The organism is Amycolatopsis azurea DSM 43854 (genome assembly GCF_001995215.1).
Taxonomy (GTDB): domain Bacteria; phylum Actinomycetota; class Actinomycetes; order Mycobacteriales; family Pseudonocardiaceae; genus Amycolatopsis; species Amycolatopsis azurea.
Map to the genome: position 1 here is coordinate 158,035 of NZ_MUXN01000016.1, position 25,257 is coordinate 183,291.

The 25,257-nt window shown below is 70.4% G+C and carries 27 protein-coding genes; 11 read left to right on the forward strand and 16 right to left on the reverse strand.

Features of this window, described 5'->3' with window-relative positions; all coding sequences use genetic code 11:
- The first annotated feature begins 19 nt into the window (after positions 1–19).
- A complete protein-coding gene (locus B0293_RS21815; RefSeq protein WP_005156977.1) occupies positions 20–676 on the forward strand; it encodes a TetR/AcrR family transcriptional regulator in 657 nt (218 codons plus the stop codon).
- Positions 677–756: 80 nt separating this feature from the next.
- On the opposite strand, the gene B0293_RS21820 is transcribed toward B0293_RS21815, so the two are convergent.
- The 3 genes from B0293_RS21820 to B0293_RS21830 form a co-directional block, all read right to left on the reverse strand.
- Entirely contained in the window at positions 757–2,025 is a 1,269-nt protein-coding gene (locus B0293_RS21820; RefSeq protein ID WP_005156980.1) for a ribonuclease D, read from the reverse strand.
- A 68-nt stretch (positions 2,026–2,093) separates the two neighbouring features.
- A complete protein-coding gene (locus B0293_RS21825; RefSeq protein WP_034318331.1) occupies positions 2,094–2,810 on the reverse strand; it encodes a response regulator transcription factor in 717 nt (238 codons plus the stop codon).
- Positions 2,811–3,750: 940 nt separating this feature from the next.
- Positions 3,751–4,314 (reverse strand): DUF3000 domain-containing protein, encoded by a 564-nt coding sequence (locus B0293_RS21830; protein ID WP_005156989.1) that lies wholly within the window; start codon positions 4,312–4,314, stop codon positions 3,751–3,753.
- Between the two features lie 88 nt (positions 4,315–4,402).
- On the opposite strand from B0293_RS21830, the gene hemE reads away from it, so the two are divergent.
- From hemE to B0293_RS21855, 5 genes are read left to right on the forward strand one after another with little or no spacing between them, the layout of a single operon-like run.
- Entirely contained in the window at positions 4,403–5,476 is a 1,074-nt protein-coding gene (gene hemE / locus B0293_RS21835) for a uroporphyrinogen decarboxylase (RefSeq protein WP_005156993.1), read from the forward strand.
- Positions 5,473–6,852 (forward strand): protoporphyrinogen oxidase, encoded by a 1,380-nt coding sequence (hemG, locus tag B0293_RS21840; protein ID WP_005156995.1) that lies wholly within the window; start codon positions 5,473–5,475, stop codon positions 6,850–6,852. Before hemE ends, hemG begins: the two co-directional genes overlap by 4 nt.
- A gap of 25 nt (positions 6,853–6,877) precedes the next feature.
- Positions 6,878–7,570 (forward strand): hydrogen peroxide-dependent heme synthase, encoded by a 693-nt coding sequence (gene hemQ / locus B0293_RS21845; RefSeq protein ID WP_005156996.1) that lies wholly within the window; start codon positions 6,878–6,880, stop codon positions 7,568–7,570.
- 11 nt (positions 7,571–7,581) lie between these two features.
- On the forward strand, positions 7,582–8,928 hold the full coding sequence (locus tag B0293_RS21850; RefSeq protein ID WP_005156999.1) for a CoA transferase: 1,347 nt from the start codon (positions 7,582–7,584) through the stop codon (positions 8,926–8,928).
- Positions 8,929–8,972: 44 nt separating this feature from the next.
- Positions 8,973–9,296: a hypothetical protein gene (locus B0293_RS21855; RefSeq protein WP_245191937.1), complete on the forward strand. Its 324-nt coding sequence runs from the start codon at positions 8,973–8,975 to the stop codon at positions 9,294–9,296.
- On the opposite strand, the gene B0293_RS21860 is transcribed toward B0293_RS21855, so the two are convergent.
- From B0293_RS21860 to B0293_RS21900, 9 genes are all read right to left on the reverse strand, one after another.
- The gene (locus B0293_RS21860; RefSeq protein ID WP_005157004.1) at positions 9,247–9,615 is read right to left on the reverse strand and encodes a hypothetical protein; all 369 of its coding nucleotides are present in this window, start codon (positions 9,613–9,615) and stop codon (positions 9,247–9,249) included. The genes B0293_RS21855 and B0293_RS21860 overlap by 50 nt on opposite strands.
- Positions 9,612–10,424 (reverse strand): DUF692 domain-containing protein, encoded by an 813-nt coding sequence (locus B0293_RS21865; protein ID WP_005157007.1) that lies wholly within the window; start codon positions 10,422–10,424, stop codon positions 9,612–9,614. Before B0293_RS21865 ends, B0293_RS21860 begins: the two co-directional genes overlap by 4 nt.
- Positions 10,417–11,364 carry a TIGR04222 domain-containing membrane protein gene (locus tag B0293_RS21870; protein ID WP_005157009.1) on the reverse strand — a complete coding sequence of 316 codons (948 nt, stop codon included), beginning with the start codon at positions 11,362–11,364 and terminating at the stop codon, positions 10,417–10,419. Before B0293_RS21870 ends, B0293_RS21865 begins: the two co-directional genes overlap by 8 nt.
- Before the next feature lie 82 nt (positions 11,365–11,446).
- Positions 11,447–12,061, reverse strand: coding sequence for a TIGR04222 domain-containing membrane protein (locus tag B0293_RS21875; RefSeq protein WP_322789250.1), 615 nt, complete (start codon positions 12,059–12,061; stop codon positions 11,447–11,449).
- Positions 12,001–12,891 carry a TIGR04222 domain-containing membrane protein gene (locus tag B0293_RS21880; protein WP_005157012.1) on the reverse strand — a complete coding sequence of 297 codons (891 nt, stop codon included), beginning with the start codon at positions 12,889–12,891 and terminating at the stop codon, positions 12,001–12,003. The genes B0293_RS21875 and B0293_RS21880 overlap by 61 nt, the downstream gene beginning before the upstream one ends.
- A gap of 75 nt (positions 12,892–12,966) precedes the next feature.
- On the reverse strand, positions 12,967–13,389 hold the full coding sequence (gene msrB, locus B0293_RS21885; protein WP_034318341.1) for a peptide-methionine (R)-S-oxide reductase MsrB: 423 nt from the start codon (positions 13,387–13,389) through the stop codon (positions 12,967–12,969).
- A 19-nt stretch (positions 13,390–13,408) separates the two neighbouring features.
- Entirely contained in the window at positions 13,409–13,714 is a 306-nt protein-coding gene (locus B0293_RS21890) for a hypothetical protein (RefSeq protein ID WP_005157014.1), read from the reverse strand.
- A gap of 73 nt (positions 13,715–13,787) precedes the next feature.
- Positions 13,788–15,398: a serine/threonine-protein kinase gene (locus B0293_RS21895; RefSeq protein WP_039917831.1), complete on the reverse strand. Its 1,611-nt coding sequence runs from the start codon at positions 15,396–15,398 to the stop codon at positions 13,788–13,790.
- Between the two features lie 180 nt (positions 15,399–15,578).
- Positions 15,579–16,265 carry a TVP38/TMEM64 family protein gene (locus B0293_RS21900; RefSeq protein ID WP_005157016.1) on the reverse strand — a complete coding sequence of 229 codons (687 nt, stop codon included), beginning with the start codon at positions 16,263–16,265 and terminating at the stop codon, positions 15,579–15,581.
- A gap of 24 nt (positions 16,266–16,289) precedes the next feature.
- Between B0293_RS21900 and B0293_RS21905 the strand changes: the two genes are divergently transcribed.
- Both B0293_RS21905 and B0293_RS21910 read left to right on the forward strand, forming a co-directional pair.
- Entirely contained in the window at positions 16,290–16,847 is a 558-nt protein-coding gene (locus B0293_RS21905) for a GNAT family N-acetyltransferase (protein WP_005157018.1), read from the forward strand.
- Positions 16,848–16,875: 28 nt separating this feature from the next.
- Positions 16,876–17,895 (forward strand): DNA polymerase domain-containing protein, encoded by a 1,020-nt coding sequence (locus tag B0293_RS21910; protein WP_005157020.1) that lies wholly within the window; start codon positions 16,876–16,878, stop codon positions 17,893–17,895.
- Here B0293_RS21910 and B0293_RS21915 read toward each other — a convergent pair.
- The 3 genes from B0293_RS21915 to B0293_RS21925 are packed head-to-tail and all read right to left on the reverse strand — an operon-like array spanning position 17,892 to position 20,226.
- Complete coding sequence (locus B0293_RS21915; protein WP_005157021.1) at positions 17,892–19,256, reverse strand: MFS transporter; 1,365 nt, start codon at positions 19,254–19,256, stop codon at positions 17,892–17,894. The two genes, B0293_RS21910 and B0293_RS21915, sit on opposite strands and share 4 nt — an antisense overlap.
- A complete protein-coding gene (locus B0293_RS21920) occupies positions 19,253–19,687 on the reverse strand; it encodes a MarR family winged helix-turn-helix transcriptional regulator (RefSeq protein ID WP_005157024.1) in 435 nt (144 codons plus the stop codon). The genes B0293_RS21915 and B0293_RS21920 overlap by 4 nt, the downstream gene beginning before the upstream one ends.
- A gap of 50 nt (positions 19,688–19,737) precedes the next feature.
- Positions 19,738–20,226, reverse strand: coding sequence for a hypothetical protein (locus B0293_RS21925; RefSeq protein ID WP_245191938.1), 489 nt, complete (start codon positions 20,224–20,226; stop codon positions 19,738–19,740).
- A 182-nt stretch (positions 20,227–20,408) separates the two neighbouring features.
- Between B0293_RS21925 and B0293_RS21930 the strand changes: the two genes are divergently transcribed.
- Together B0293_RS21930 and B0293_RS21935 are read left to right on the forward strand one after the other, a co-directional pair.
- Positions 20,409–20,801, forward strand: coding sequence for a DUF6221 family protein (locus B0293_RS21930; RefSeq protein ID WP_005157051.1), 393 nt, complete (start codon positions 20,409–20,411; stop codon positions 20,799–20,801).
- 40 nt (positions 20,802–20,841) lie between these two features.
- A complete protein-coding gene (locus tag B0293_RS21935) occupies positions 20,842–21,894 on the forward strand; it encodes an LLM class flavin-dependent oxidoreductase (protein ID WP_005157056.1) in 1,053 nt (350 codons plus the stop codon).
- On the opposite strand, the gene B0293_RS21940 is transcribed toward B0293_RS21935, so the two are convergent.
- Entirely contained in the window at positions 21,891–23,405 is a 1,515-nt protein-coding gene (locus B0293_RS21940; RefSeq protein ID WP_005157060.1) for a PucR family transcriptional regulator, read from the reverse strand. The genes B0293_RS21935 and B0293_RS21940 overlap by 4 nt on opposite strands.
- 206 nt (positions 23,406–23,611) lie before the next feature.
- On the opposite strand from B0293_RS21940, the gene pruA reads away from it, so the two are divergent.
- On the forward strand, positions 23,612–25,249 hold the full coding sequence (pruA, locus tag B0293_RS21945) for an L-glutamate gamma-semialdehyde dehydrogenase (RefSeq protein ID WP_005157063.1): 1,638 nt from the start codon (positions 23,612–23,614) through the stop codon (positions 25,247–25,249).
- Positions 25,250–25,257 lie beyond the last annotated feature (8 nt).

Here is a 25,257-nt window from a genome sequence, read left to right on the forward strand (position 1 = left end):
AAATGGCAGGATCGGATAGATGACGAAAACGACCGGGGTGGGCAGGCCGAGAGCCAGCGGTGCCGCGGCGAGCAAGCGGGAAGCGCGGCTCGCCGTACTGGACGCCGCAGGGGAGCTGTTCACCGGCGCCGGATACGCGGCGACGACCACCCGAGCCATCGCCGAACGCGCCGGGCTGCGCCAGGCGTCGCTCTACTACCACTTTCCGTCCAAAGAGGACATTCTCGCGGCGCTGCTGGAGGACACCGTCCGGCCGTCGCTGGACGTCGCGGGCGGCCTGTCGGCCCAGCTCGCGCCGGTCGGCACCCGGCTGTGGGCGCTGGCCTACGCGGACATCCACCTGCTCGGCAGCGCACGGCACAACCTCGGCGCGCTGTACCTGCTGCCGGAGATCTCTTCGCCGAGGCTGGCGCGGTTCCGGGCCGAACGGGCGGAACTCAAACGCGGCTACGGCTCACTCGTCGAGGCGGCCGGTGTCCCGGGCGAACTGCTCGGAATCCGGACCGACCTCGTGTTCGGGCTCGTCGAGAGCATCGCGATCGTCCGGCGCGACCGACCGGAGCTGGACGTCGAAGCGCACGCCGTCGAAGGTGCCGACGGCGTGCTGAGGCTCGCCGGTCTCGGGGAACCGGACGCCGAACTGCGCGACTCCGCGCGGGCGTTGCTGGAGGACTGAAGGGGACTTTCCCCGCATGCGATGAGACGAAAGCGTCCTTCACCGCGTGACATGTGGGGAAAGCGTCCTTCAGCCCCGGGTCAGGCGGCCGCGGTGGCGTGGAGAGCCTTGCTCAGCGCGGCCACGGTCAGCTCGACCTGCCACGGCCGGGCCCCGGCGTCGCGGAGAACCTGGGCGACGGCGTCCTCGCTCAGATCCGCGGGCGGACGCCAGCAGGTGCGGCGCACCAGTTCCGGCAGCAGCAGGTTCTCCACCGGCAGCCGCCGGTCCTCCGCGATGGCGGCCAGCGCCGCTCGGGCGGCCGAAAGCCGGGCGGCGGCGTCGGGGTCCTTGTCCGACCACCGGTTCACCGGCGGCGGGCCGTCGGTCTGCTGCGCGGGGGTCGGGAGCTGGTCGGCGGGAAGCGCGCGGGCGGCCTGGAGATGCCGCAGCCAGCTCGCGGTGTACTTGCGCTGGACCCGGCCGCTGAACACCGGCAGCGCCTGCAGCTGCTCGACGGTCTTCGGGTCCGCGGTGACGGCGTTGATGATCGCGCTGTCGGGCAGGATCCGGCTCGGCGCGCGGTCGCGTTTGCGGGCGAGCTCGTCCCGCGCCTGCCACAGTTCGCGGACGGCGGCGAGGCCGCGGGCGCTGCGGATCTTGTGCACCCCCGACGTCCGGCGCCACGGCTCGACCCGAGGGGCGGGCGGCGGCGCGGTGCGGACGGCCTCGAATTCCTGCTGGGCCCATTCGAGCTTGCCCTGGGCGGCGAGGTCGGCTTCGAGCTTCTCGCGCAGTTCGATGAGCAGCTCGACGTCGAGGGCCGCGTAGTTCAGCCAGTCGACGGGAAGCGGGCGCTTCGACCAGTCGGCGGCACTGTGCCCCTTCTCCAGCTGGTAGCCGAGGAGGAGTTCGACGAGGGTGCCGAGGGCGACCCGTTCGTACCCGGCGAGCCGTCCGGCGAGTTCGGTGTCGAACAGGCTCTTCGGGTGCAGGTCGAGTTCGGCGAGGCACGGCAGGTCCTGAGAGGCCGCGTGCAACACCCATTCGGCGTCGTTGAGTACTTCCGCGAGGGGCGCGAGCTGCCCTTCGAGCGGAATGGGGTCGATGAGGAAGGAGCCGGCACCTTCGCGGCGCAGCTGGACCAGATAGGCCTTCGGCCAGTACCGGTAGCCGGACGCGCGTTCGGTGTCCACGGCGATGGCTCCGCTGCCACCCGCGATCTTCGCGCAGGCTTCAGCGAGGGCTGCCGCGTCGGCGATCACCGGCGGAGTGCCCTCGGCGGGCTCGCGCAGCAGAACCGGTCCACCGGTGTCATCGGTGCCGGTCTTCGGGTCTGGCTGCGGATCTCCGGGTCGGTCGCCTTCCATAGGTGAAGACCCTACGGGACGAGCGGGCCGCGCCTGGTCCGCCCGCCCCGCAGGGCAGTTCGCCTTTGTCAGCGGATCACGCCGGCACGCATCGCCAGCGCCACCATCTGAGCCCGGTCACCCGTGCCGAGCTTGCGCCCGATGCGGGAGAGGTGAGACTTCACCGTGAGAGCGGAGAGGCTGAGTTCCTCGCCGATCTCCTTGTTGCTCTGGCCGTCGGCCACGAGCTGCAGCACCTCGACCTCGCGCGCGGAAAGCTCGCGCGGGGTGTTGTCGGTGCCGGCGACTCGGGTGCCGGTGGCCAGGACCGGTGCGACGCTCGGGTCCGCGTAGACGCCGCCCTCGAGCACCCTGCGGACCCCGTCGGTCACTACGACCGGCGATGCCGACTTGAGCAGGTATGCCTGGGCGCCGGCCTGGAACGCCGACCTGACCGCGTACGGGTCGTCTGATGAAGCGAGCACCACTACTCGAGGCCAGCCGTGGCTACGGAGTTCCGTAACCAGCTCGATGCCGCTGCCATCCGGCAGTCCGAGATCGAGGATCGCCAGATCACAAGGCCCGGTGGCCTGTGCTCGCGCCCTCGCCTCGGCCACCGTGGCGGCCTCGTGGACGGTGCCCGCACCCATCTGTGCGAGTCTTGCTGAGATTGCCTCCCTCAACAGCGGGTGGTCATCGACCACCAACACGGAAAAAAGCTCTTCCCGCGGGTGCGGAACCATGCTCGCCGGCAATGAACCGGCTGGCGTGGATCGGACGGCCTGAGAAATGCCGACGGTAGCCACGTCACTACCTCCCTGGAGTCGGTCGTGCCCCCCGACCGGCACCGGGACTTTCGGCCGTTTAGCCGCGCCAGCTTTAGACCGAAAGTGGTGTCGTCGATGGCACTGTAGCCGTCCTGAGGCCTTCACGGGGGGATCGAATGGGTATCTATCTCAAACGAGTAGTTACTCAGGGAGTTCGTAGTAACACGATCGGGCTAGTACACAGCCGGTGGCTAACGCATCGCGGAATGAACGCGATGCACTGGGGTTACCGGGGTCCATCCGACTGTGCAGATGGGTCGTGCACCTGCCGGTGCCTCTGCGCGGGAGTCTCGGAAGACAGTGTGCGGGAGGGTGGAAACCGCCTCCGGCATGGGGCTTGATCAACTTCGCGGAGAGTCATGATCGCTTCGCTGGGTGACCGCCATCGTAACGCTCCGGAAGCGTCCGGCGGTGTCCTCGGAGGTGTTTCCGGCGGATTTGATCTTGTTGCGGACGGTGACCGTGCGCCCGCCACGAACGGGGTGGTCCAGACCTCTGAGAGGGCGGCTCCGCGCAGGTGGGGGCTGGTCTAGTCCAGATGGCCCTGAAGCGCCCTTCGGCGGCGTACGGGCGCTCTCAGGGGCCCGCGAATGGGGTAAGCGAAGGTGCTCTCGGCCGCTTCGTGGAGCCTCGCGAGTACATGAAGGCCCCCTTGCTTGCGCTAGGCGCAATTAAGGGGGCCTTCTTGTACTCCGGCCGCCGAACCGGCGGGGGAGCAAGGGACCTTTAGTATCGGCAGCTTTCCTAGCGGCACTAGCTGGCCGGAAATCGCAAGATAACCCGAATGCTATGTCTCGATTGATGGGATTCCGGCGTGTCGAGACGGACGACCAGGTCCGTGAAGGCCTCCTTGAGGGACCCAGGGTCCCTCAAGGAGGCCTTCACGGACCATCGAGACTGACGGAGGAAGCCGAAGGGGTCAGGAGGACTGGCGCTGCTCGAACAGCGTCACGCCGACCGGCGGCAGCCCGACGACGCTCGCCATCACCTGACAGAACGCCTGACCGTGCGGCCGCAGCGCGGCGTCCGTCGGCGTCCAGGACGCCCGCAGTTCCAGATCGTCGGTGCGCGCGGGCCCGGAGATGTCGCCGAAGCGGGCCGACGACGTCTCGGTGACCGTGCCGCCCAGCGCCGTCCACTCCGCGCCGGAGCTCTCCAGCGCGTCGGTCAGCCACGACCAGCCGACGGCGGGCAGGAAGGGATCGGTCGCCAGTTCCCGGTCGAGTTCCGCGCGGACGTACATGACCAGCCGCAGGACCCCGTCCCAGCCTTCCTGGCCCTCCGGATCGTGCAGCAGCACCAGCCGCCCCGACGCCAGTACGTCCGCCGGACCTTCCACCTCGCAGCTCACCGCGTAGGACCACGGCGCCAGCCGCTGCGGCGGACGCATCGTCTCCAGCTGGACTTCGGGGCGGGGCCGGACCGATTGCAACGCCGCGACGGCTTCACGGAAGAGATCGGGTACTGATGTCATCGCGGTCACCAACCGACTGTAAGACGCGATCGTCCGGTTCGGGGCGCAGGCGCGCCGAGAGTAAGGCCTCCGAGCGCCCATGGCACCATGAACCGTGATGTCTCCTTCACCTGCTTCTCCCGCGCAGACCGTTCCCGCGGCCCGTCGTGCCCTGCCCGGCTCGCCGTTCCTGGCCGCCGCGCGCGGCGAGCGCCCCGGCCGCACCCCCGTGTGGTTCATGCGCCAGGCCGGCCGGTCGCTGCCCGAGTACCGGGCTCTGCGCGAGGGCACCTCGATGTTCGAAGCGTGCTTCGACCCCGAGATGCTCGCCGAGATCACCCTCCAGCCGATCCGCCGTCACGGCGTCGACGCGGCCATCCTCTTCAGTGACATCGTCGTCCCGCTCAAGGCGGCGGGCCTCGACATCGACATCGTCGCGGGCACCGGGCCGGTGGTCGCCGAGCCGATCCGCGACGCCGCGGGCGTGCGCGCGCTGCCGGTGCTGGACCCGGACCAGGTGGAGCGGGTCGCCGACGGCGTCCGGCTGCTGGTCGGGTCGCTGGGCGAGACGCCGCTGATCGGTTTCGCGGGCGCGCCGTTCACCCTGGCCTCCTACCTCATCGAGGGCGGGCCGAGCCGCAATCACGAGCACACCAAGGCGCTCATGCACTCCGAGCCGGCGCTCTGGCACGAGCTGGCCGGACGCCTGGCGGACATGGCGATCACGTTCCTCGGCGCACAGCTGGACGCCGGGGCCGACGCGATCCAGCTGTTCGACTCGTGGGCGGGCGCGCTCTCCGAGCGGGACTACCGCGAGTTCGTCCTGCCGCATTCGGCGAAGGTGCTGGACGCGGTCGCGGGGCACGGCGTGCCGCGGATCCACTTCGGCGTCGGCACCGGCGAGCTGCTGGTGGCGATGCGCGACGCGGGTGCCGACGTGGTCGGCGTCGACTGGCGCATCCCGCTCGACGAGGCGGTCCGCCGTCTCGGCGGCGGTGTCGTGCAGGGCAACCTCGACCCGGCGCTGCTGCACGCGTCCTGGCCGGTGCTCGAAGCGGAGGTCCGGCGGATCCTCGCCGAGGGCCGCGCGGCCGACGGCCACATCTTCAACCTCGGCCACGGAGTGCTGCCCGGCGTCGACCCGGACGTCCTGACGCGCGTGGTCGGGCTGGTGCACGAGATCCAGCAGTGAGGACGGTCGCCGTCGTCGGTGGCGGTATCTCCGGACTGACCGCGGCGTACCGGCTGCGGACGCTGCTCGGCGACGACGCCCGGATCGTCGTCTTCGAGGCGACGACGTCCCTCGGCGGGAAACTCCGCACGATCGAACTCGCCGGCGAGCGCTACGACGTCGGCGCCGAAGCCTTCCTCGCCCGCCGCCCCGAGGCGCTCGCCTTGGTCAAGGAGGTCGGGCTGGGCGAAAGCCTCGTCCACCCCACCAAGGCGCGCGCGAAGATCCACGCCGGCGGTTCGGTGCTCGGCCTGCCGCCAGGCACGGTCATGGGCGTTCCCGCCTCCGCCGACGCGGTCGCCGGGGTGCTCTCCGAGAAGGGCCGAGCCTTGGTCGAGGCCGAGGCTCGACTGCCGCCGGTGGATCTGCCCGCTGGTGACGTGCCGCTCGGCCCGCTGCTGCGCGAGCGATTCGGCGACGAACTCGTGGACCGGCTCGTCGACCCGCTGCTGGGCGGGGTCTACGCCGGGGGAGCGGACGGACTCGGGCTGCGCGCGACGATGCCCGGACTCGCCTCCGCGGTGGATCGCGGCGCCCGTTCGCTCACCGAAGGCGCTGCTTCGCTCATGCCTGCATCACCCAGTACGGCGCCCGTCTTCGGGACCCTGCTGGGCGGCCTCGGGACGCTGATCGCGCGGCTCGCGGAACTGTCGCGCGCCGAGATCCGGACCGGGACCACCGTGACGGCGCTGGAGCGCACCGCCACCGGCTGGAAGGTCGACGACCTCGAAGCCGACTCCATCCTGCTCGCCGTCCCGGCACCTTCGGCACGAAGGCTGCTCGACGGTGTCGCGGATGTCGCGTCGTCGGCGTTCGCGGAGGTCGAACTCGCGTCGATGGCGGTGGTCGCGCTCGCGCTCCCGCCGGGTACCGAACTGCCCGACTCGTCCGGCGTGCTGATCGGCGCGGGTGAACAGGACGCGGCCGGGAAGCCGTTCGCCGCCAAGGCGTTCACCTTCTCCGCTCGCAAATGGGCGCAGTACGGCGAAGGCCCGGTGCTGGTCCGCGGCTCGGTCGGCCGCTTCGGTGAACCGGGCGCGCTGCACGCGGACGATGACGAACTCGTGCGCGTGGTCCGCGACGATCTCGCCCGGCTGACCGGCGTCACCGCCGAGCCGATCGAGACGCTGGTGACCCGATGGGGCGGCGGGCTCCCGCAGTACGGCACCGGTCATCTCGAACTCGTCGAGCGGATCGAACGCGCCGTCGCGGACGTGCCGGGGCTCGCCGTGGCGGGCGCGACGCTGCACGGCGTCGGGCTCCCGGCCTGCATCGCCACCGCCGACGCGGCCGCCCGCCGCATCGCCGGGATCACACCCACCCACGAGGGCTCCTGAGCGCGGGCAGTGCCAAGATGGCGGTATGGCGCGGCTGAACTACAACGAGCTCAACGACACCATCCGCTACACCGCCTGGTCGGTCTTCCGGGCCGAGCAGGGAAAGCTCGGCGAGGACCGCACGAAGGCGACCGCGGAGACCACCGACTACCTCGACGCGCTGGAAGCCAAGGGCGTCGTCGTCCGCGGTCTCTACGACCTCTCGGGGCTTCGGGCCGACGCCGACTACATGGTGTGGTGGCACGCCGAGGAGATCGAGCAGGTCCAGGCGGCCTACAGCGGTTTCCGGCACACCCCGCTCGGCCGCGCCTCGGTGCCGGTCTGGAGCCAGGTCGCACTGCACCGCCCTGCCGAGTTCAACAAGAGCCACATCCCGGCGTTCCTCGCCGGTGAAGAGGCCCGCAAGTTCATCTGCGTCTATCCGTTCGTGCGCTCCTACGAGTGGTACCTGCTGCCGGACGACGAGCGCCGCAAGATGCTCGCCGACCACGGCAAGGAGGCCCGCGACTACCCGGACGTCCGCGCCAACACGGTCGCGTCGTTCGCGCTGGGCGACTACGAGTGGATCCTGGCCTTCGAGGCCGACGAGCTGCACCGCATCGTCGACCTGATGCGGCATCTGCGCGGCACCGAGGCCCGCCTCCACGTGCGCGAGGAGATCCCGTTCTACACCGGGACCAAGGTGGAACCCGCCGAGCTGATCGCCCTGCTGCCCTAGTGAACTCCTCAGTGGACGCACGCGTCTGGACCACGCTCACCGGCGACGCGCTCGCCGAAGACGCCGTCGAGGTCACCGGTCCCGGGTCCGTGCTGCCCGGGACCTTCCGGGTCGAGGAAGCGGCGACCACGAGTATCGCCGTCGCGACGCTGGCCGCGGGGGAACTGTTGCGGTTGCGGGGAATCGAGCCCGGCAAGGTCTCGGTCGACACCCGGCACGCCGCGGCGTCGTTCCACAGCGAGCAGTACGTCCGCGTCGACGGCGAGCCGGTGCCGTTCAGCGCGCCGCTGTCCGGCGACTACCGGGCGAAAGACGGCTGGGTGCGGCTGCACTGCAACTACCCGCGCCACGTCTCCGCCGTGTGCTGGGGTCTCGGCGTGCCCGCGACCCGCGCGGCGTTCGAGAAGGTCGTCGCGGCCAAGTCGAAGTACGAGGTCGAGTCGGCCGTGGTCGGCGCCGGTGGTGCCGCCGCCGTGCTGCGCAGCCGCGAGGAGTGGCTGGCGCACAAGCAAGGACAGGCGTCGAGCGGGCTGCCGATCGCCGACATCCGGCCGCTCGGGACGTCGGAGCCGGTGCGGCTGTTCGACTCCGACCGGCCGCTGGGCGGGGTGCGGATCCTTGACCTGACCCACGTCATCGCCGGACCGGTCGCGGGCCGGGTGCTCGCCGCGCATGGAGCCACCGTCATGCACATCGGGTCGGCGCAGCTGCCGACCGTGCCGCCGCTGGCCGTGGACACCGGGATGGGCAAGCTCTCGGCGTACGTCGACCTGGAGACCGAGGCCGGGCGCTCGCGACTGCGCAAGCTGATCGCCCGCGCCGACGTCGTGCTGCAGGGTTTCCGGCCGGGATCGCTGGTGGCCAAGGGTTTCTCGCCGGAGGCGATGGCCGAGCTCCGCCCGGGGATCGTGATCGCGGACCTGTCGGCTTACGGCTGGGAAGGGCCCTGGGCGCGCAGGCGCGGGTTCGACAGTCTCGTGCAGATGGCGTCCGGGATCGCCGACGAAGGCGGCAAGACGGCCGGGATCGACGGCCCGGGACCGCTTCCGGTGCAGGCGCTCGACCACGCGACCGGCTGGCTCACCGCGGCCGCGATCATGACGGCCGTCCGCCGGGCGGCCACCGAGGGCGGCAGCCAGCACGTCCGCACGTCGCTCGCCGGGACGGGGGAGTGGCTGAACTCCTTGGGGCGCAAGGAAGCCGGGCCCACCGGCTTCGACGGCGCCGAGTTCCTGGAGGACGCCGACAGCCCGCTCGGACGGCTCACCCGGGTCAAGATGGCGGGCACGCTGCCCGGCTCGAATCCCTTCTGGGTGGAGGGGACTCGCGTCTCCGGAAGCGACCGCGCCGTCTGGTAGCCCGTTTCATCGGATTTTCATCTCCCCGGCTTAGCTTCGATGAGATGAAACGAAAGACTCTGAAGCTTACCGTGGTGGCAGCGTCCGCGCTGGTCCTGTGCGCGTGCGGGGTCGAGGGGAAGGTCGGTGACTACGGTGACACGACCGTCTACTCCGAGCCGAAACCCAACGCGAACGGCGGGGTGAGCCACGACCCGGTGGGCACGCTGACCACCTTGTCCAAGGTGACGGTTTCCTGCCATGAAAAGGTCAACGGGTTCGGGTTCTACAAGATCTCGTACTCGGGCGGTTCGGGCTACATCGACGACTCGACGTCGATCATGAGCGACGACGGCGAACTCCGCCCCGCCAAGGTGCCCAAGTGTTGAGCCCGCGCTTCGGCTTCGGGACCTCGCCGCGTTCGACGAGCCACGTGCCGAAAGCGTCCGCGTAGGCCCGCGCGCGGATCGTGTCGGTCTTCGGGTGCGCCGTCGCGTACTCGCGGAACAGCGCGGCGAACCGGTCGCCGAGGGCCTCGGCGAGATCCGGCCGCAGGTACGCGGCAAGCCTGCTCTGCTTGTTCCGCAACACGTTCGCTTCGATACGGAGCCTGTCCGCGTCGAAACCCGCAGGTGCTTCGCCGTCGGCGAGGAGCGCCTTGAGCAGCTCGGCCTGCTGCCCGGCGAGCCGCTCCCGGGGCGAAGTCACGGCGACACCGCGTCCCGGAGCGCGGTCAGCTCGGCCGCCAGTTCGGCGTCGGTCGGGTAGTCGTCGTCGCGTTCCAGCAGGACACCCGGCGGATCGACCCGCTTGCGAAGCTCCCTCAGCAGGTCCAGCACCTCCGGGACCACCGGATGGGCGTGCGTGTCGTGGTAGACGCCGTCGCGTTCGACGCCGCCGGCCATATGCGTGTACGCCAGCCGCTCCCACGGGATCTCGTCGAGGAACCGTCCGGGATCGGTGCCGAGGTTGCGGGCGTTGGCGTACAGGTTGGCGACGTCGATGATCAGCAGGCAGCCGGTCCGGTCGGTCAGCTCCCGCAGGAACTCCGACTCGGTGAACTCGGCGCCCGGCCATTCCAGCACCGCCGCGATGTTCTCCAGCGCGAACGGGACCCCGACGATGGACTGGGTCAGTTTGACGTTGTCCACCAGGACGTCGAGCGCTTCGCGGGTGCGGGGGAGCGGCATCAGATGCCCCGAGTCGAGACCGCCCGCGCGCACGAAACACACGTGGTCGCTGGCCATCGGCGCGCCGAGTTCACGGGTGACCTCCGCGAGATGCTCGACGCGTGCGGTGTCCAGCGGCTCCGCCCCGCCCAGCGACAGCGAGACCGCGTGCGGCAGGACCGGCATTCCCTTGTCGCGCAAGGCGACCAGGGTCTCGGGAAGGTGCCCGGCGTGCAGGTTCTCGGCGACGACCTCGACCCAGTCGACCCCGGGCAGCCGCGTGATCGACAGGTCCAGCTCGTGCCGCCAGCCGATCCCGATCCCGAGGCGGCCCGGTCCGTCAGCCACCGCAGCCCCCGCCACCGCAGGAACTGCCGCCGCCACAGGAGGACGAGCTTCCGCTGCTGCACGAGGACCCGGTGCTGCAGGTGCTGCCGCCGGACGATCCGCCGCCGCCGAAACCGCTGGAGATCGGCGGCGGGATCAGCGCCGCGCTCAGTTCCTCGTCCGGGTAGAAGGCGAGCCCGCCGAGCGCGACCGCCGCGGCCGCGCCGCCCAGCAGGAGACCGGGGCCCACGCCGCCCACGGCCGGTTCGTTGGGGATCCCGCGCTTGCGCTCCCGCGCCAGGGCGCTGTTGGCGCTCCCGAGGATCCGGTTGCCTTCGCTGGTCGGCCGCGGTCCGACCGCCTTCTTCTTGACCGACCGGGCGATCAGCATCGCGATCCCGGCCACGATCAGCAGCGGGATCAGGAAGCCGACCGCATGGCTCGTGGCGAGCCCGGCGAACAGGCGCACCACGCCGAGGACGAACACGGCGACGTACAGGGCGAAAACGACCTGGCGGATGCGCGGCGCCTGGTTGACGACCACGAGTCCCCGCGCCTCCAGGTTCTTGCCGAGTGCCTGCATCGGCCCCGACATGCGCAGCCTGTCGCGCATGCCGCGGGTCGTGGCGTTGTAACCCGGCTTGGCGCCCTTGGCGACGGCCCTTTCGATCGGGTCGGCGGGCTCGGCTCCGGCCAGCTGAAGCTGCTTCGAGCTGCTGACCCGCAAGATCCCGCGCTCGACCAGCGCCGCGATGGCCGTGTCGACCACCCGGTCCGGGCCGCCCGCGAGGTAGGCGAGCTCGTACACCGTCGGCTGCGGTCCGCTCACGGCGGCGCGCGGCGCCTTGCGTCCCAGCTTGACCGCGATCGTCCACAGGAGACCGACGGCCAGCGGAACCGCCAGCAGGACTGCGTAGATCGCCAGGAAAGTCGGTCCGGGGATGCCCCAGGTGTCGTTCATCGCACGGGCCTTTCACGAGCAGGTGCACTTACCGTAGTCGGACGCTGTTCCGTCCGGTCGTGGTTCCCTCGATCCCAGTCGATCAGCCGGGGGAGCAGTCCGTGACGTCCATTTGGCCGTCATCGGGGCTGCTGACGGTGACCCGGGCTTTCTCCCCGGCGGTGGGTGCCGTCAGGAGCCAGGCCGACCGCCGATCCGGATAGGCGCCGAGACCGCCGAGGGCGACCGCGCCTCTCGCGCCGGTGACGAGACGCGGATCCTCCCTCGCCTCGGCGAGCAACCGCTCGCCCGCTCTGGTCGCCCACACTCCGCCTGGCGTCCTGGTGGCGGCGTGCCAAGCCCGTCGCCAGTGGTACGTCGGGACGACCAGGCCGGCTGCGAGCAGTTCCGCCCGCAGCGACCGCATCGGTTCCGGTTCGCGCAAGACTTCGCGTACCCGCTCGGCCCGCACTTTGGGCAGGGACTCCACCACCGCCAGCACGAACGGATCGGTGGGCTTCACGGAGCTCCGGTGCAGGACACCGGACCGGTCGAGCCGGGCCGCCTTCCGTTCGAGAGCTCCGGCGACGGCGGTGTCCGTGACCCGGTCGGGGCCGCCGATGAGGTAAGCGACCTGGTAGATCGTTTCGAGCCGGTTCATCCGCCGCAACCCCCTCCGCCACCGCCGCCACAGGAGGACCCGCCACCACCACAGGATGACCCGCCCCCGCCGCATGAGGATGCGGCGAAGTAGGCCGCGCCTCCGCCGCAGGTGCTCGCCGTGCCGCCGAACAACCTCGCCTTCGTGCCGCCGGTCCTGATCAGCGTGATCGCCACGACCTGGTCGGGGAAGGCCTGCACCCCGTTGAGGGCCACCTGCCCGGTCACGGTGCGTGCCAGGTCGCGGTCCCAGTCGCCGTAGCGGAGCGCCAGCCGGCCCGCGGAGGTCGTGCGGCCGGACCTGTCCGGCCATTGCCCCCACACGGTCACGCCCAGAGCGCAGACCACGCCGAGGATCAGGAAGACGAGGATGTCGTGCGCGCGCTCCAGCGGTATGGCGTTCGCCAGACGCGCGATGCCCAGCGCGAGGACGGCCGCGTAGAGGGCGAGAGCGAGCAGCCAGCCTGTCCGTCGCCGGTTTTCGGCGACGGACAGGCCCTTCCGTTCCAGGTCGGCGCGCAGCTGTAGGACGACCTCGTGCCGCGCCATCCTGGAGCGCAGCTCGCGCAAGGTGATTCCGTGGCCGTGCACGAGCGAGACGACCGCGCGCTCGAAAGGATCCGCCGGGGTGGGCCTGATCGGGTGCAGGAGCCCGCGGCCGTCGGGCCGGAGCGAGTGCCGTTCGATCAGCCCGGCGACGGCGGTGTCGGTGACCCGTTCCGCGCCGCCCGCCAGCGCGGCCAGGTGATAGAGGCCGGGCACCTTCCTGACACCGGTGTCACGACGCAGCCACAGCTCGTTCGCCGCGGCGAGTGCCAGTGGCAGTACGGCGCAGACACCGTAGATCCAGGCGAAAGCCGGTCCGGAGATTCCCCAGGGTTCGTTCATGAGACACCGCCCTCCCCGACGCTGTTCCAGTTCTCAGTGAACGCGTCGGAGCGGGCGGTGGTTCGCTTCGGTTGGTTACGACTCGGGAACGAGCTTCAGCGAGATCGAGTTGATGCAGTACCTCTGATCCGTCGGCGTGGCGTAGCCCTCGCCTTCGAAGACGTGCCCGAGGTGGCTGTGGCACGACTTGCACAGCACCTCGATCCGGCGCATCCCCATCGTGGTGTCCTCGCGGAGGAGGACGGCGTCGGTGTCGGCCGGGTCGTAGAACGACGGCCAGCCGCAATGGCTTTCGAACTTGGTGTCGCTGCGGAACAGCTCGGCGCCACAGGCGCGGCACTGGTAGACACCGGTGGTCTTCTCGTCGGTGTACTCGCCGGTGAAGGGACGCTCGGTGCCCGCCTGGCGGAGCACGGCGTACTCGTCGGGGCTGAGCTGTTCCCGCCATTCCTGCTCGGACTTGACCACGCGCGGCGTGGCTCCGACAACGGGTTTCATACCTTTCACTGGTTCCACGTTACCCCGCGAGCCACGTGATGGCCCGGCCGATGATGTCCCATGCGGTGACCATCACGCCGAGCACGATGAGGACCACGACCAGCGCCGAGATCCACCAGCGCAGGCCGCCGAGGCGGTTGCTGGAGTCGGCGAAATCGGAGACACCGTCGATGCAGGCTTCCACGGTGAAGTTCGGGCCGCAGCGTTCGATGCGGTCCAGATGCTCGGCGAAGGCACGGGCTTCGGGGTCGTACGGGTCGAGGCCTACCAGGTCCTCGTGGAAACGAGGATTCTGGCCAGGTCCGAAAGGTCCGCTATCGGCCATACCGGCAACAGTAAGCCAAGAGCGGCGATTGGCCTACCACCAGCGAGGCGGGTCTCACCACCGCCACGCTGCGTCAGTTGCCGAGTACGCGCGTGTCGGCGTCGATGTAGTACTGCCCGCCGACCTGGACCACGCGCAGTGCCGGGCGAGGGCCGCCGTTGATCGTGATGTTCATGTCGATCGACCCGTCGGGGTTTCCGCCGCCGCTGTCGGCTCGTGCTTTTTCGGAGCCGGTGACTTTGTGTGCTGCCCAGTACTCGGCGAAGGCCTGCTCGGAGCCGTACACGGCTTTCGCGGCGTCAGTGAGCTTGTTCCAGCTCGCGGTCGTGCCGATCTTGCCCGTGTCGAAGAAGTCCAGGAGGAAGCCGCCCACGCTCGAATAGCTGGTGACCTTTTCACTGGGGGTCTTCCCCAGACCAGCGGGCGCGGGAGCGGACGAAGACGAGCCGCTCGACTTGGGCGCCGAGGTGCCGGGCTGCGGGTTGGCCCCGGTGTTGCCCCCGGCCTGGTTGCCGCTGCCCCCGTTGCTCGAGTTCAGCACCAGGAACACGATCACGGCGATCACCACGACCGCGGCGCCGGCGCCCGCGAACAGGACGGCCTTGCGTTTGGCGTCGGTGTTCTTGGCCGGTGACGGCCGCATCGGGGCGGCGGCGGACGGTGGCGGGGACGCCGCGGGGACCGGGCGCGGCGGCGTGTTCGGCGGGGCGGCCTGCGAGCGCATCGGGATGAACGCGGCCGTCGGGGTGTGCTGCTTGACGGGCGGAGACGGGGGTGACGCCGCGGCCGACTGGGCCGGGCTCTCGGTCCGCTGCCACGGCGGCCGCTCTCCGAGGGGGTTGCCGCCTCCCGGGGTTTCGGGAGCGGCGGGCTGTCTGCCGCCGCCCGCTCCGAAGAGCCGCGGCGAGGCCGCCATGCCCGAGCCGGATTCGCTCGCCGCCAGCGCGGCGAGGCGCTCCCGGGCCTCGGCCATGCTCGGGCGCTCGGTCGGCTCGGTGCGCAGGAGGCTCATCAGCAGCGCCGTCGCGCCGCCCGCCTGCTGCGGCGGGTTGATCTGCCCGTTCGCGGCCGCGTACAGCAGCGCCAGCTGGTTGGAGCTGTTCCCGTACGGCGTCTGACCCTCGATCGCCTGGTAGAGCGTCGCGCCGAGCGCGAAGACGTCGGAGCTGGGCACCGGGTCGGAGCCTCGCGCCAGCTCGGGCGCGAGGTAAGCCGGGGTGCCGCCGATCAGGCCGGTCTGGGTGAGCGTCATGTCGCCGGCCGCGCGCGAGATGCCGAAGTCGGTGATCTTCGCGGTGCCGGACTCGTCGATCAGGATGTTCCCGGGCTTGACGTCGCGGTGCACGATCCCGGCGCGGTGCGCGGCGACCAGCGCCGACGCGACCTGCTCACCGATCTTCGCGACGCGCCCCAGCGGCAGCGTGCCCTCGTCGGAGATGATCGCCGAGAGGCTCGGGCCGTTCAGGTACTCCATCACCAGGCAGGGGTCGCCGCCGTGCTCGGCGATGTCGAACACCACGATCGCGTTCGGATGCTGGAAACGGGCCGCGTTCTTCGCCTCGCGCATGGCGCGCTGGCGCATGTTGTCGCGTTCGGCTTCGGAGACACCGGGCTGCGGGAGGATCTGCTTGACCGCCACCGAGCGCTCGAGGCGGACATCGATGGCGCGCCAGACCACCCCCATGGCACCGCTACCAATTTGCTCGACCAGGCGGTAGTGCCCAGCGATCAGCTGACCGGTGTCGATGGCGACTGCTCCTGACACATTCTTTGACGAACACATCCCGGGTGATGGTGGCACTGCGCGGCCTGAAAGGTCCCGCGCACCCGATCGAGTGTAGCGGGCGGCGGTTTCGGCTCCCCGTCAGCTCGCCGGTGCGGAGGCGGGCAATTCTTCCTCGCCGCTCTTTTCGGGTACCTGACGGGCTTTCCGCCGGAAGACCTTGACCAGCCCGATGGTCCCCGCGACGGCGAACACGGCGTAACAGATCAGCAGGGCGGGAGGCGTTTCCCCGGTCAGCGCGTCACCGAGGACGACGACCGCGACCGTGCCCGGCAGGCTGCCGAGCGCGGTCCCGATCAGATACGGGGCGAAACGGACCGATGACACTCCGCACAGGTAACTGAACGGAGCGAAGGGCACCATCGGGATCAGCCGTAAGGAGGTGATCGCCAGCACCCCGCCGTCCGAAAGGCGGTCGTTTACCGCGCGGACCTTGGCCCGGTGGAGGTGCCGGGTCACCAGATCGCGGCCCAGTGCCCTCGAAAGGGCGAACGAGAGCCCGGAGGCGACCGTGGTCGCCAGGATGCCGACGACGATGCCCGTCGTGGCGCCGAGCAGCAGCCCACCCGCCAGGTTGAACACGGTGCGCGGGATCGGGGCCACGGTCAGTACCGAATAGACCAGGAAGAACACCAGCGGCGTGGCCGGGCCGGTTTCGGCCGCCCAGGCCCGCAGCCCGGCCGGGCTCGGGATCGGCAAGAGCACCGCGGCCGTCACGAAGAGGGCGAGCACGGTGAGCGCGAGAATTAATTTGGTACGGCCGGACACTGCGTCCACCGTACGGTATTCGCCGTGGTCGACATCGAGGCGCTGCGGACGCAGCCCGAACTCACCGGAGAGAACGTCGTGCTCACGCAGCTCGACGAGACGTACTTCGAGACCGGCTGGGAAGCCTTGCGGGAACCGGAAAGCCGCAGGCTGACCGGTACACACACCGACTTCACCGAAGAACAGGTCCGGACCTGGCTGGCCGGACGGCCGGGCCTGGACGATCGCGCGGACTACGCGATCGTGCGCAAGTCCGATCGCGCGCATGTCGGCGATCTGGCGCTCACCGACCTCGACAAGGACAACCGCTCCGGCGCTTTCCGCATCGCGCTGAACGGCCCGGGGTTCTACGGCAAGGGCTACGGCACCGAGGCGACCAAGCTGTTGCTGGGTTACGCGTTCGACGTCGTCGGCCTGCACCGCGTCTCGCTGGAGGTCTTCGACTTCAACCCGCGGGCCCGGCGCGCCTACGAGAAGGCCGGGTTCATCCGCGAGGGACTTCAGCGAGAGGCGCTGTGGTGGGACGGCGAATGGCATGACGTCATCACGATGGCGATCCTGAAGAGCGATCCGCGGCCCTGAACGGCGCCGGTCTGGCTACGGTGGGCGCATGCCCAAGAACGGTGAGCCGATCGAGGTCGAGGCAGGCGAGCGCAAGGTCCGGGTGTCCAGTCCGGACAAGGTGTACTTCCCGGCGCGCGGGATCACGAAGCGCCAGGTCGTGGAGCACTACGTCGCGGTCGGCGAGCCGCTGCTGCGCGCGATCGGGGAGCGCCCGACGACGCTGAAGCGCTACGTCGACGGCGTCGAGGGCGAGTGGTTCTACGCCAAGCGTGTGCCGAAGGGCGCTCCGGACTGGGTGGAGACGGTGAAGATCACCTTCCCGTCCGGCCGGACCGCCGAGGAGGTCTGCCCGACCGAGCCCGCCGTGTTCGCCTGGGCGGCGAATCTGGGCACCTTCGACTTCCACCCGTGGCCCGTGCGGCGGCCCGACGTCGACCACCCCGACGAACTCCGCATCGACGTCGACCCGCCGGACGAGGCCGGGTTCTCCGACGCGGTCGAGGTCGCCGGCGTCGTGCGCGAGGTCCTCGACTCTGCCGGGCTCGTCGGCTACCCGAAGACCTCGGGCGGCCGCGGCGTGCACGTCCTGGTGCGGATCCGGCCGGAATGGGACTTCATCGACGTCCGCCACGCCGTGATCGCGCTGGGCCGCGAGGTCGAACGCCGGATCCCGGAGAAGGCGACCATCGCGTGGTGGAAGGAAGAGCGCGGCGGCCGGGTGTTCATCGACTACAACCAGGCGGCGCGCGATCGCACGGTGGCGTCGGCCTGGTCGGTCCGGGGCACCGCGCGCGCGACGGTGTCGACCCCGCTGACCTGGGACTTGCTGACCGAGGTCGACCCGGACGACTTCGACGTCCTAACGGCGGGCGCGTTCTACGCCGAGCGCGGCGACCTGCACGCGCCGATGGACGAGCAGGCGTTCGGCATCGAGACCCTGCTGGAGTGGTACGCGCGGGACGAGCGCGACCACGGCCTCGGCGAAATGCCGTATCCGCCGGACTATCCGAAGATGCCGGGCGAACCGAAACGGGTCCAGCCCAGCAAGGCACGGGACGACACCTAGGCCCGGCCGACGCGGGACAGCGAGCGGTCGGCGACGGTCAGCGCGAGGAACAGCACGCTGACCACCAGCATGAACGCGGCCAGGTGGTGCAGCCCGGCACTGTCGGCACGTTGACCGAAGAAGGCGCCGTTGGCCGCGGACGCGACGATGGCGCCGAGGTAGCCGAAGGTGCGCAGCAGCCCCGCGGACGAGCCCATGCGTTCGGCGTGGGCCTGGTGGTACACGGAATTCTGCAGCGCGAGGTTGTTCAGCCCCTGCGGGACCCCGAGGACGATCACGACGGCCAGCAGCGTCCACACCGGACTGCCGTCGTTCAGGAACAGCAACAGCGCGCAGGCGGCGACCTGCCCGAGTGACCCGACCAGGAGCTTGCCGCGGACGGCTTTGCTGCGCCCGGTGACGGTGGAGGCGATGATCCCGACGCCGAACAGGGGAAGCAGCACCAGCCCGGCTTCCGACGCGGACAGCCCGTGGCCCTGTTCCATCCACTGCGTGTAGCCGTAGAGGAAGGCGTAGCTGACGACGAAACTCAGCAGTGCCCGGCCGTAGGTGGCCAGCAGCGGCAGGTTGCCGCCGAGCAGGCGCACGTCGATGAACGGCTGCCGGGTCCGCAGCTCGCGCCAGGCGAACCCGGCGCCCGCCACGACGGTCACTGCGAGCAGCCACCAGTCGCCGCCCCGCGGGTCCATCAGGAACAGCAACAGGCAGACGAGCGCCGCGGCGAACAAGCCCATACCGGGCAGATCCAGTTCGCGCATCAGGCCGTCGCGGCGGGTGACGGGTGTGGCGGGGAGACGGCGGAGGCCGAGGTACAGACCGGCCAAGGCGAGCGGGACGTTGATCGCGAGCGTGGCGCGCCAGCCGCCGACCCCGATCAGCAGGCCGCCGAGGCTGGGCCCCACGACGGCGATGGTCTGCGTGGTGATGGCGAGCGCGGTGAGGACCCCGGCCGGACTGTCCTTTCCGGTGCGCTGCGACTCGCTCCGGATGAGGTACATCGCCGCCGGATAGCCGGCGCAGGTGCCGAAACCGAGGAGCACCCGGGAAGCGACGAGCACGCCGAAACTCGGGGCGAGCATCCCGACGACGCCCGCGATCCCGGTCAGCGCCGCCCCGGCCAGGAACAGGCGGCGAGGACCGAAGAGGTCGATGAGCCGTCCCACCACGGGCTGGCCGATCGCGGTGGCCAGGTACAGCGCGGAGACCAGCCACGCCGTCTCGGCGGGCGGCGCGCCGAAGGCCACACCGATCGGCACGAGGGACACGGAGATGATCGACGAGTTGACCGGGTTGAGGGCCGCGCCCAGCATCATCGGGGGCAGAAGCCGCCGGTCGAAGCCCGTTTCCGTCGTGGTGCTCATCGCCGCACGACCCGTTCCAGCAGGGCCGCCGCTTCGATCAGCGTGCGGCGCTCGGCCTCGGTGCACCGCTCCTCCAGGACCTGGGCGAGCCAGCCCTCCCCGGCGCGGCGGCGTTCTTCGAGGAAGGCGTGGCCGCCGCCGGTGACGAAGATCAGCTGACGCCGTCCGTCCTCGGGATCCGGACGGCGATCGGCGAATCCCCGGTCCACCAGGACACCGACGGTGGTGGCGACCGACTGGTGGCGGATGCCTTCGAGGTCCGCCAGGTCGCTGACCGAGGCTTCGCCGTCTTTGTCGAGCCGGCTGAGCACGGACGTCTGGGACGGCGTGAGGTCGCCGCTGCCGTAGTTCTCCCGCAGGCGGCGTCGCAGCCTGCTGAAGGCGACGCGGATGTCGTGGGCGGCGCGGGCGCTGGACGCGTTCTCGGTCATGACCGCAGGCTAACTTGCGCAGTTCAGACTGCGCAATTTTGCCTGCGCATCTACTCCTGAACGAACTCGCAGCCCGCGACCTGCACGTACTCGCCCTTGCGCGCGGTGAACCGGGCGACACCCGTGGTCAGCTGGTCGGCCACGATCTTCGACGCGCCGACGGCCCGCAGCCTCGCCCAGTAGCAGTGCCCGTTACCGCCCGGCGCCGGTCCGGGGGAGCTGTACGAGCCCGCTTCGATCTCGGTGCCGACCAGGTAGGTCCCGTCGGCGAACCGGTCCGCCGGGGTGGCGACGGCTGCGCGTCCTGAAATGACCGGGGGCGCCGGGACGGTCACGGTCGGCGCGGGCGCGGCTTCGGCCGTGACGGTCACCGTCGCCGGGGCCGTCGGCGCCGTGGCCGCGTCGAGTGATCCCGGGTGAGTGGCCGCCACCACACCGACCCCCGCGCCCAAAGTGAGCGCGACGGCGAGCCCGGCCAGGAGCGGGAACGCATTTCGTGACGAGGCGTGCGGTGTCGGTGACCAATTCGTGCTCGGCATCCGTCTCTTCTTCGTTTTGCTCGCGGAGTGATTGCGCTTTCGTGTCGATCTAGAAACCTGTTACCGCTCCGCGGCGGACCGATACGAGACTGTGTGACGCACGGGACCTTGCCGTAACGGCAAGCTCCCTGCCAGCGACATTTCCCTCCGAACACTAGGTTGGGGGAGACGAAGGAGTACCTGTGGACGACTTGATCGCCTTTCTCGCCGCGCGTGTGGGGCAACGCCAGGCGTTGATCATGCAGGCGGTCAAGAAAACCGAGATCAGCGAGTCGCTGAATCGCGGTGAGACCAAGGTCGTCATCGAAAAGAAGATCCGTTCGCTGAACGACATCGAACTCGACACGGTCAACCAGATGATCAACGAGATCGAGGCGACCCGGCGGCTCCTGCAAGCGCACCGCACCACGGTTTCCGAGAAGGTCCCGGGATTTCCCTTGTACGGCAACGAGTACTGGTGCGAGACCTGCCATGTGCCCGCCGACGAGGCCGGTACGAACTGGTGCCTGACCCTGCGGCTGCTCGCCCTCCCGTACGCCGACCACGCGGACTACAGCGAGCGCTGGCGCCCCTGAGCGGGGAATGCCCTTCGGGTCCGCACGCGTTGACCCGGAGGTGATCACGCTTTCGGTACTGGACCGGTCCCCGACCCGCCGCGGCGGTGACGCGCCCCGCGCCCTGCGGGACACGGTCGCGTTCGCGCGGGACATCGAAGCGCTGGGCTACCACCGGTTCTGGGTGTCCGAACACCACAGCGTGCCCGGCGTCGCCGGATCGGCGCCCACGGTGCTGGCGGCCGCCGTCGCCTCGGCGACCGAGCGGATCCGCGTCGGCACCGGCGGCGTGATGCTGCCGAACCACCGGCCGCTCGTGGTCGCGGAGCAGTTCGGCGTGCTCGAATCGCTCTTCCCCGGCCGGATCGACATGGGGCTGGGCCGGTCGGTCGGGTTCACCGGCGGGGTCCGGCAGGCGCTCGGGCACGAGAAGGACGACGCCGACCGGTTCGGTGACCAGGTCCGGGAACTGCTGGGTTTCCTCGCGGGCGACCAGACCGCGTATCCGGGCGTGCACGCCATTCCCGCCGAAGGTCTCCGCGTGCCCGCGTTCCTGCTGGCCACCGGCGCGGGCGCGCGGCTGGCCGCGGAACTGGGGCTGCCGCTGGTGATCGCGCCGGTCCGGGGCGAGGGTCCGCTGCTCGAAGCGATCGAGGGCTATCGTTCCGGCTTCCGTCCTTCAGCGCAGGCTTCGCGGCCGCATGTCGTGGTGTCGACGGCGATCGCGGTCGCCGAGACGACCGAACGGGCCCGGCGGCTGCTGATCCCCGAGGCCTGGTCGACGGTCTACTCACGGACGCACGGCGTCTTCCCGCCGCTGTCGCCGCTGGAGGAGATCCTCGCCGGGCCGCTTTCGGACCGCGATCGGGAGCGGCTGGACCGCGCGCTCGACGGCCAGATCGCGGGCACTCCCGACGAGGTGGGCGACCGGCTGGCCGATCTCGTCGCCAAGACCGGCGCCGACGAGGTCCTGGTGACCACCAGCACCTTCGACCAGGCCGAGCGGCTGGAGTCCTATCGCGCACTGGCCGAGGTCGCCCGGGCGTTTCGTCCTCTGGATGCGGTCCTTGCACACGCAAGTACCGCATCCAGAGGACGAAATGCGGGAGGCTAGAGGCGCAACAGAAGCTGGGTGAGGACGCGCTGGGCGGGGTCGTCGAGGTCGATGCCGGACACCTCGCCGGCTCGGCGCACCCGGTAGCGCACCGTGTTCGGGTGGATGTTCAGCTCGCGCGCCGCGCGCCGGACATCGCCGAACGCGTCGAGGTAGGCGAGCACGGCGGGCACCAGGATTCCGCCGTGCTCGGCGTCGTGCGCGATCAGGTCGGTCAGCCGGGGATCGCGGATCCTCGGCTGCTCACCGAGAAAAGCGAGGACCTCCGAGAGCAGGACCTCGGCGCGGACGTCGGCCAGCGAGGCGACGTCCGCGGTCCCGTGCCCGCGCGCCATCGTCGCCAGCACACGGTCCGCGTCACCCCGTGAGGCCGCCGCGTCGGACAGGCGCGGCACCACACCGCCCAGCGCCGCGCGCACCCGGACGTCGAGATGCCGTTGCGCGGTGCCGACGATTTCCTTGGCCAGCGCCAGGATCCGCGTCTCGGCGTGTTCGGGGAGGTCGGGAAGGAGCGCGTAGACGCGGCCGCCGATCACACTCACCAGCGCGCTCCGCCGGTACGCGGCGGTGTGCACGGTGATCAGGTGCACCAGTTCCGCGCGCCGCAGCTGCCGGTCGGTCGCCGCGCGGTCGCGGGGGAGCGAGAACGCCAGCACCATGGCCGGTTTCCCGGGATCCGCGCCGATGTCGTCGGCGACGGATTCGACGTCGAGCCGGCCGTCGAGCAGTCCGGCCAGCAGATCCTCGCGCAGCCGGAGTTCCGGGCTGGGCAGGGTCCGATGCCGGATCAGCTGGGGCGCGAGCGCCCGGCTCGCGCCGAGCAACGCGACTTCCGCGCTTTCGGTGAGCGGATGCGCGCCCTCCTGGACCCAGATCGTGCCCAGCGGCTGCGATCCGGCGTGGATCCCGGCCGCGATCCGCCGCCGGATGCCGAGATCGGGCCGCTCGTCGATGCGGACGATGCCCTCCCCGGCGCGAAGTCGCTGGTAGACGCCCCATTCGCGGAGCATCGCGAGGTATCGTTCCGGACCTTCTCGGCCGAGGATCGACAGCCTGCGCAGTTCGTCGACCTCGTCTCCCGCCCGCGAGTAGGCCAGTACGCGGCTCGCGGTGTCCTCGATGCTGACCAGGCCGCCGGTGAGGGTCGCGATGGTCTGCGCGAGCGAGAACAGATCGCCCAGCACCTCACCGCTGTCCGCCTCGCCGCCCGCGCGTGCGGCATCGACGACGCCCCTGGCCAGAGCCTCGACCTGCTCCCAGCGGGCCTCGTGGCCGACCTCGATCAGCGCGATGCCGGAGTCCGTCGCGACGTTCACGACGGGCGAGCCGCTCTTGATCGCGACCGCGGCCGCGCCGGAGCGTCCCGCCGCCCGGATCGCCCCGGCGGCGGACCGCCCGCGGGCTCCGATCACCAGGACGAGATCCCCCGGATGGGCGTCCGGCGGATCCTCCGGATCGTGGATGACGACGTCCGCCACCTCGACGCCGAGCCCGCCGGGCGCCGCGAGCACTCTGACCAGCGGTTCCCCGAGCGTGGCCAGAACATGCCGAAGGGAAGCGCCTGTGGTCGTATCCGTTGTCAGGTCATCACCGAATTAAGCCGATCGGACAAGATGGTCACCCTGATTCTAGCCAGTCGGACAAGCCGTGACGCGGTCGTCCGGTCTACCGTTCGGGGTGAGACCTCTACCCGGCGACGTGAAGTCAGGAGCAGTCAGTGGACGCCGTGACCCAGACCCCCGCCCCGAAGAACGAGCCGGTGCTGAACTACGCACCGGGCAGCGCCGAGCGCGCTGAACTCGAGGGCGCGCTCAAGCTGCTGGGTGACGCCGACCCCATCGACATCACCGCCACGATCGGTGGTGAGCAGCGCAAGGGCGGCGGCGAGAAGATCGAGGTCGTCCAGCCGCACAACCACAAGGCGGTGCTGGGCGTCATCCACAGCGCGACCGCGCAGGACACCCACGACGCGATCGCCGCCGCCAAGGCCGCGGCCCCCGGCTGGCGCGCGCTGTCCTACGACGACCGCGCCGCGATCATCCTGCGTGCCGCCGACCTGCTGGCAGGCCCGTGGCGCGCCAAGCTGAACGCCGCCACCATGCTCGGCCAGTCGAAGACCGCCTTCCAGGCCGAGATCGACTCCGCCTGCGAGCTGATCGACTTCTGGCGCTTCAACGTCGCCTTCGGCCGTCAGATCCTCGCCGAGCAGCCGGTCAGCTCGCCCGGGATCTGGAACCGGATGGAGCACCGCCCGCTCGAGGGCTTCGTGTACGCCATCACGCCGTTCAACTTCACCGCGATCTCCGGCAACCTGCCGACTGCGCCCGCGCTGATGGGCAACGTCGTGCTGTGGAAGCCGTCGCCGACGCAGAGCTACGCCGCGCACCTGCTGATGCGCCTGCTCGAAGAGGCGGGCATGCCGCCGGGCGTGATCAACCTGCTGCCGGGTGACGGCAAGGCCGTCTCCGAGGTCGCCCTGACCCACCGCGACCTGGCCGGGATCCACTTCACCGGCTCCACCGCGACCTTCCAGCACCTGTGGGCCACCGTCGGCGCCAACATCTCCGGCTACCGCACGTACCCGCGCCTGGTCGGCGAGACCGGCGGCAAGGACTTCGTGCTCGCGCACGCCTCCGCCGACGTCGACATCCTGCGCACCGCGCTGATCCGCGGCGCCTTCGAGTATCAGGGCCAGAAGTGCTCGGCCGCGTCCCGCGCCTACGTCCCGCGCTCGCTCTGGGCGAGCCTGAAGGACAAGCTGGTCTCCGAGACCGAGGCCATCACCTACGGCGACGTCAACGACCTGAGCAACTTCGGTGGCGCCGTGATCGACCGCCGCGCCTTCGACAAGCACGCCGCCGTCCTGAAGAGTGCCGCCGAGGACGCCGAGATCGACGTCATCGCCGGTGGCACCGCGGACGACAGCGTCGGCTACTTCGTGCGCCCGACGATCCTCGTTTCGGACAACCCGAACCACGAGATCTTCCGCACCGAGTACTTCGGTCCGATCCTGTCGATCCACGTCTACGACGACGCCACCGACGAGGGCTTCGACAACGTGCTGAAGCTGGTCGACGAGACCGCCGACTACGCGCTCACCGGCGCGATCATCGCGAACGACCGCACGGCCGTCGCGAAGGCGTCCGAGGCGCTGCGCTTCGCCGCCGGCAACTTCTACGTCAACGACAAGCCGACCGGCGCCGTCGTCGGCCAGCAGCCGTTCGGCGGTGCCCGTGCCTCGGGCACCAACGACAAGGCCGGTTCGGTGTTCAACCTTCTCCGCTGGACGAGCCCGCGCTCGGTCAAGGAGACGTTCGTTCCGCCCACCAGCGTCCGTTACCCCCACCAGGGCTGAGAACCAGG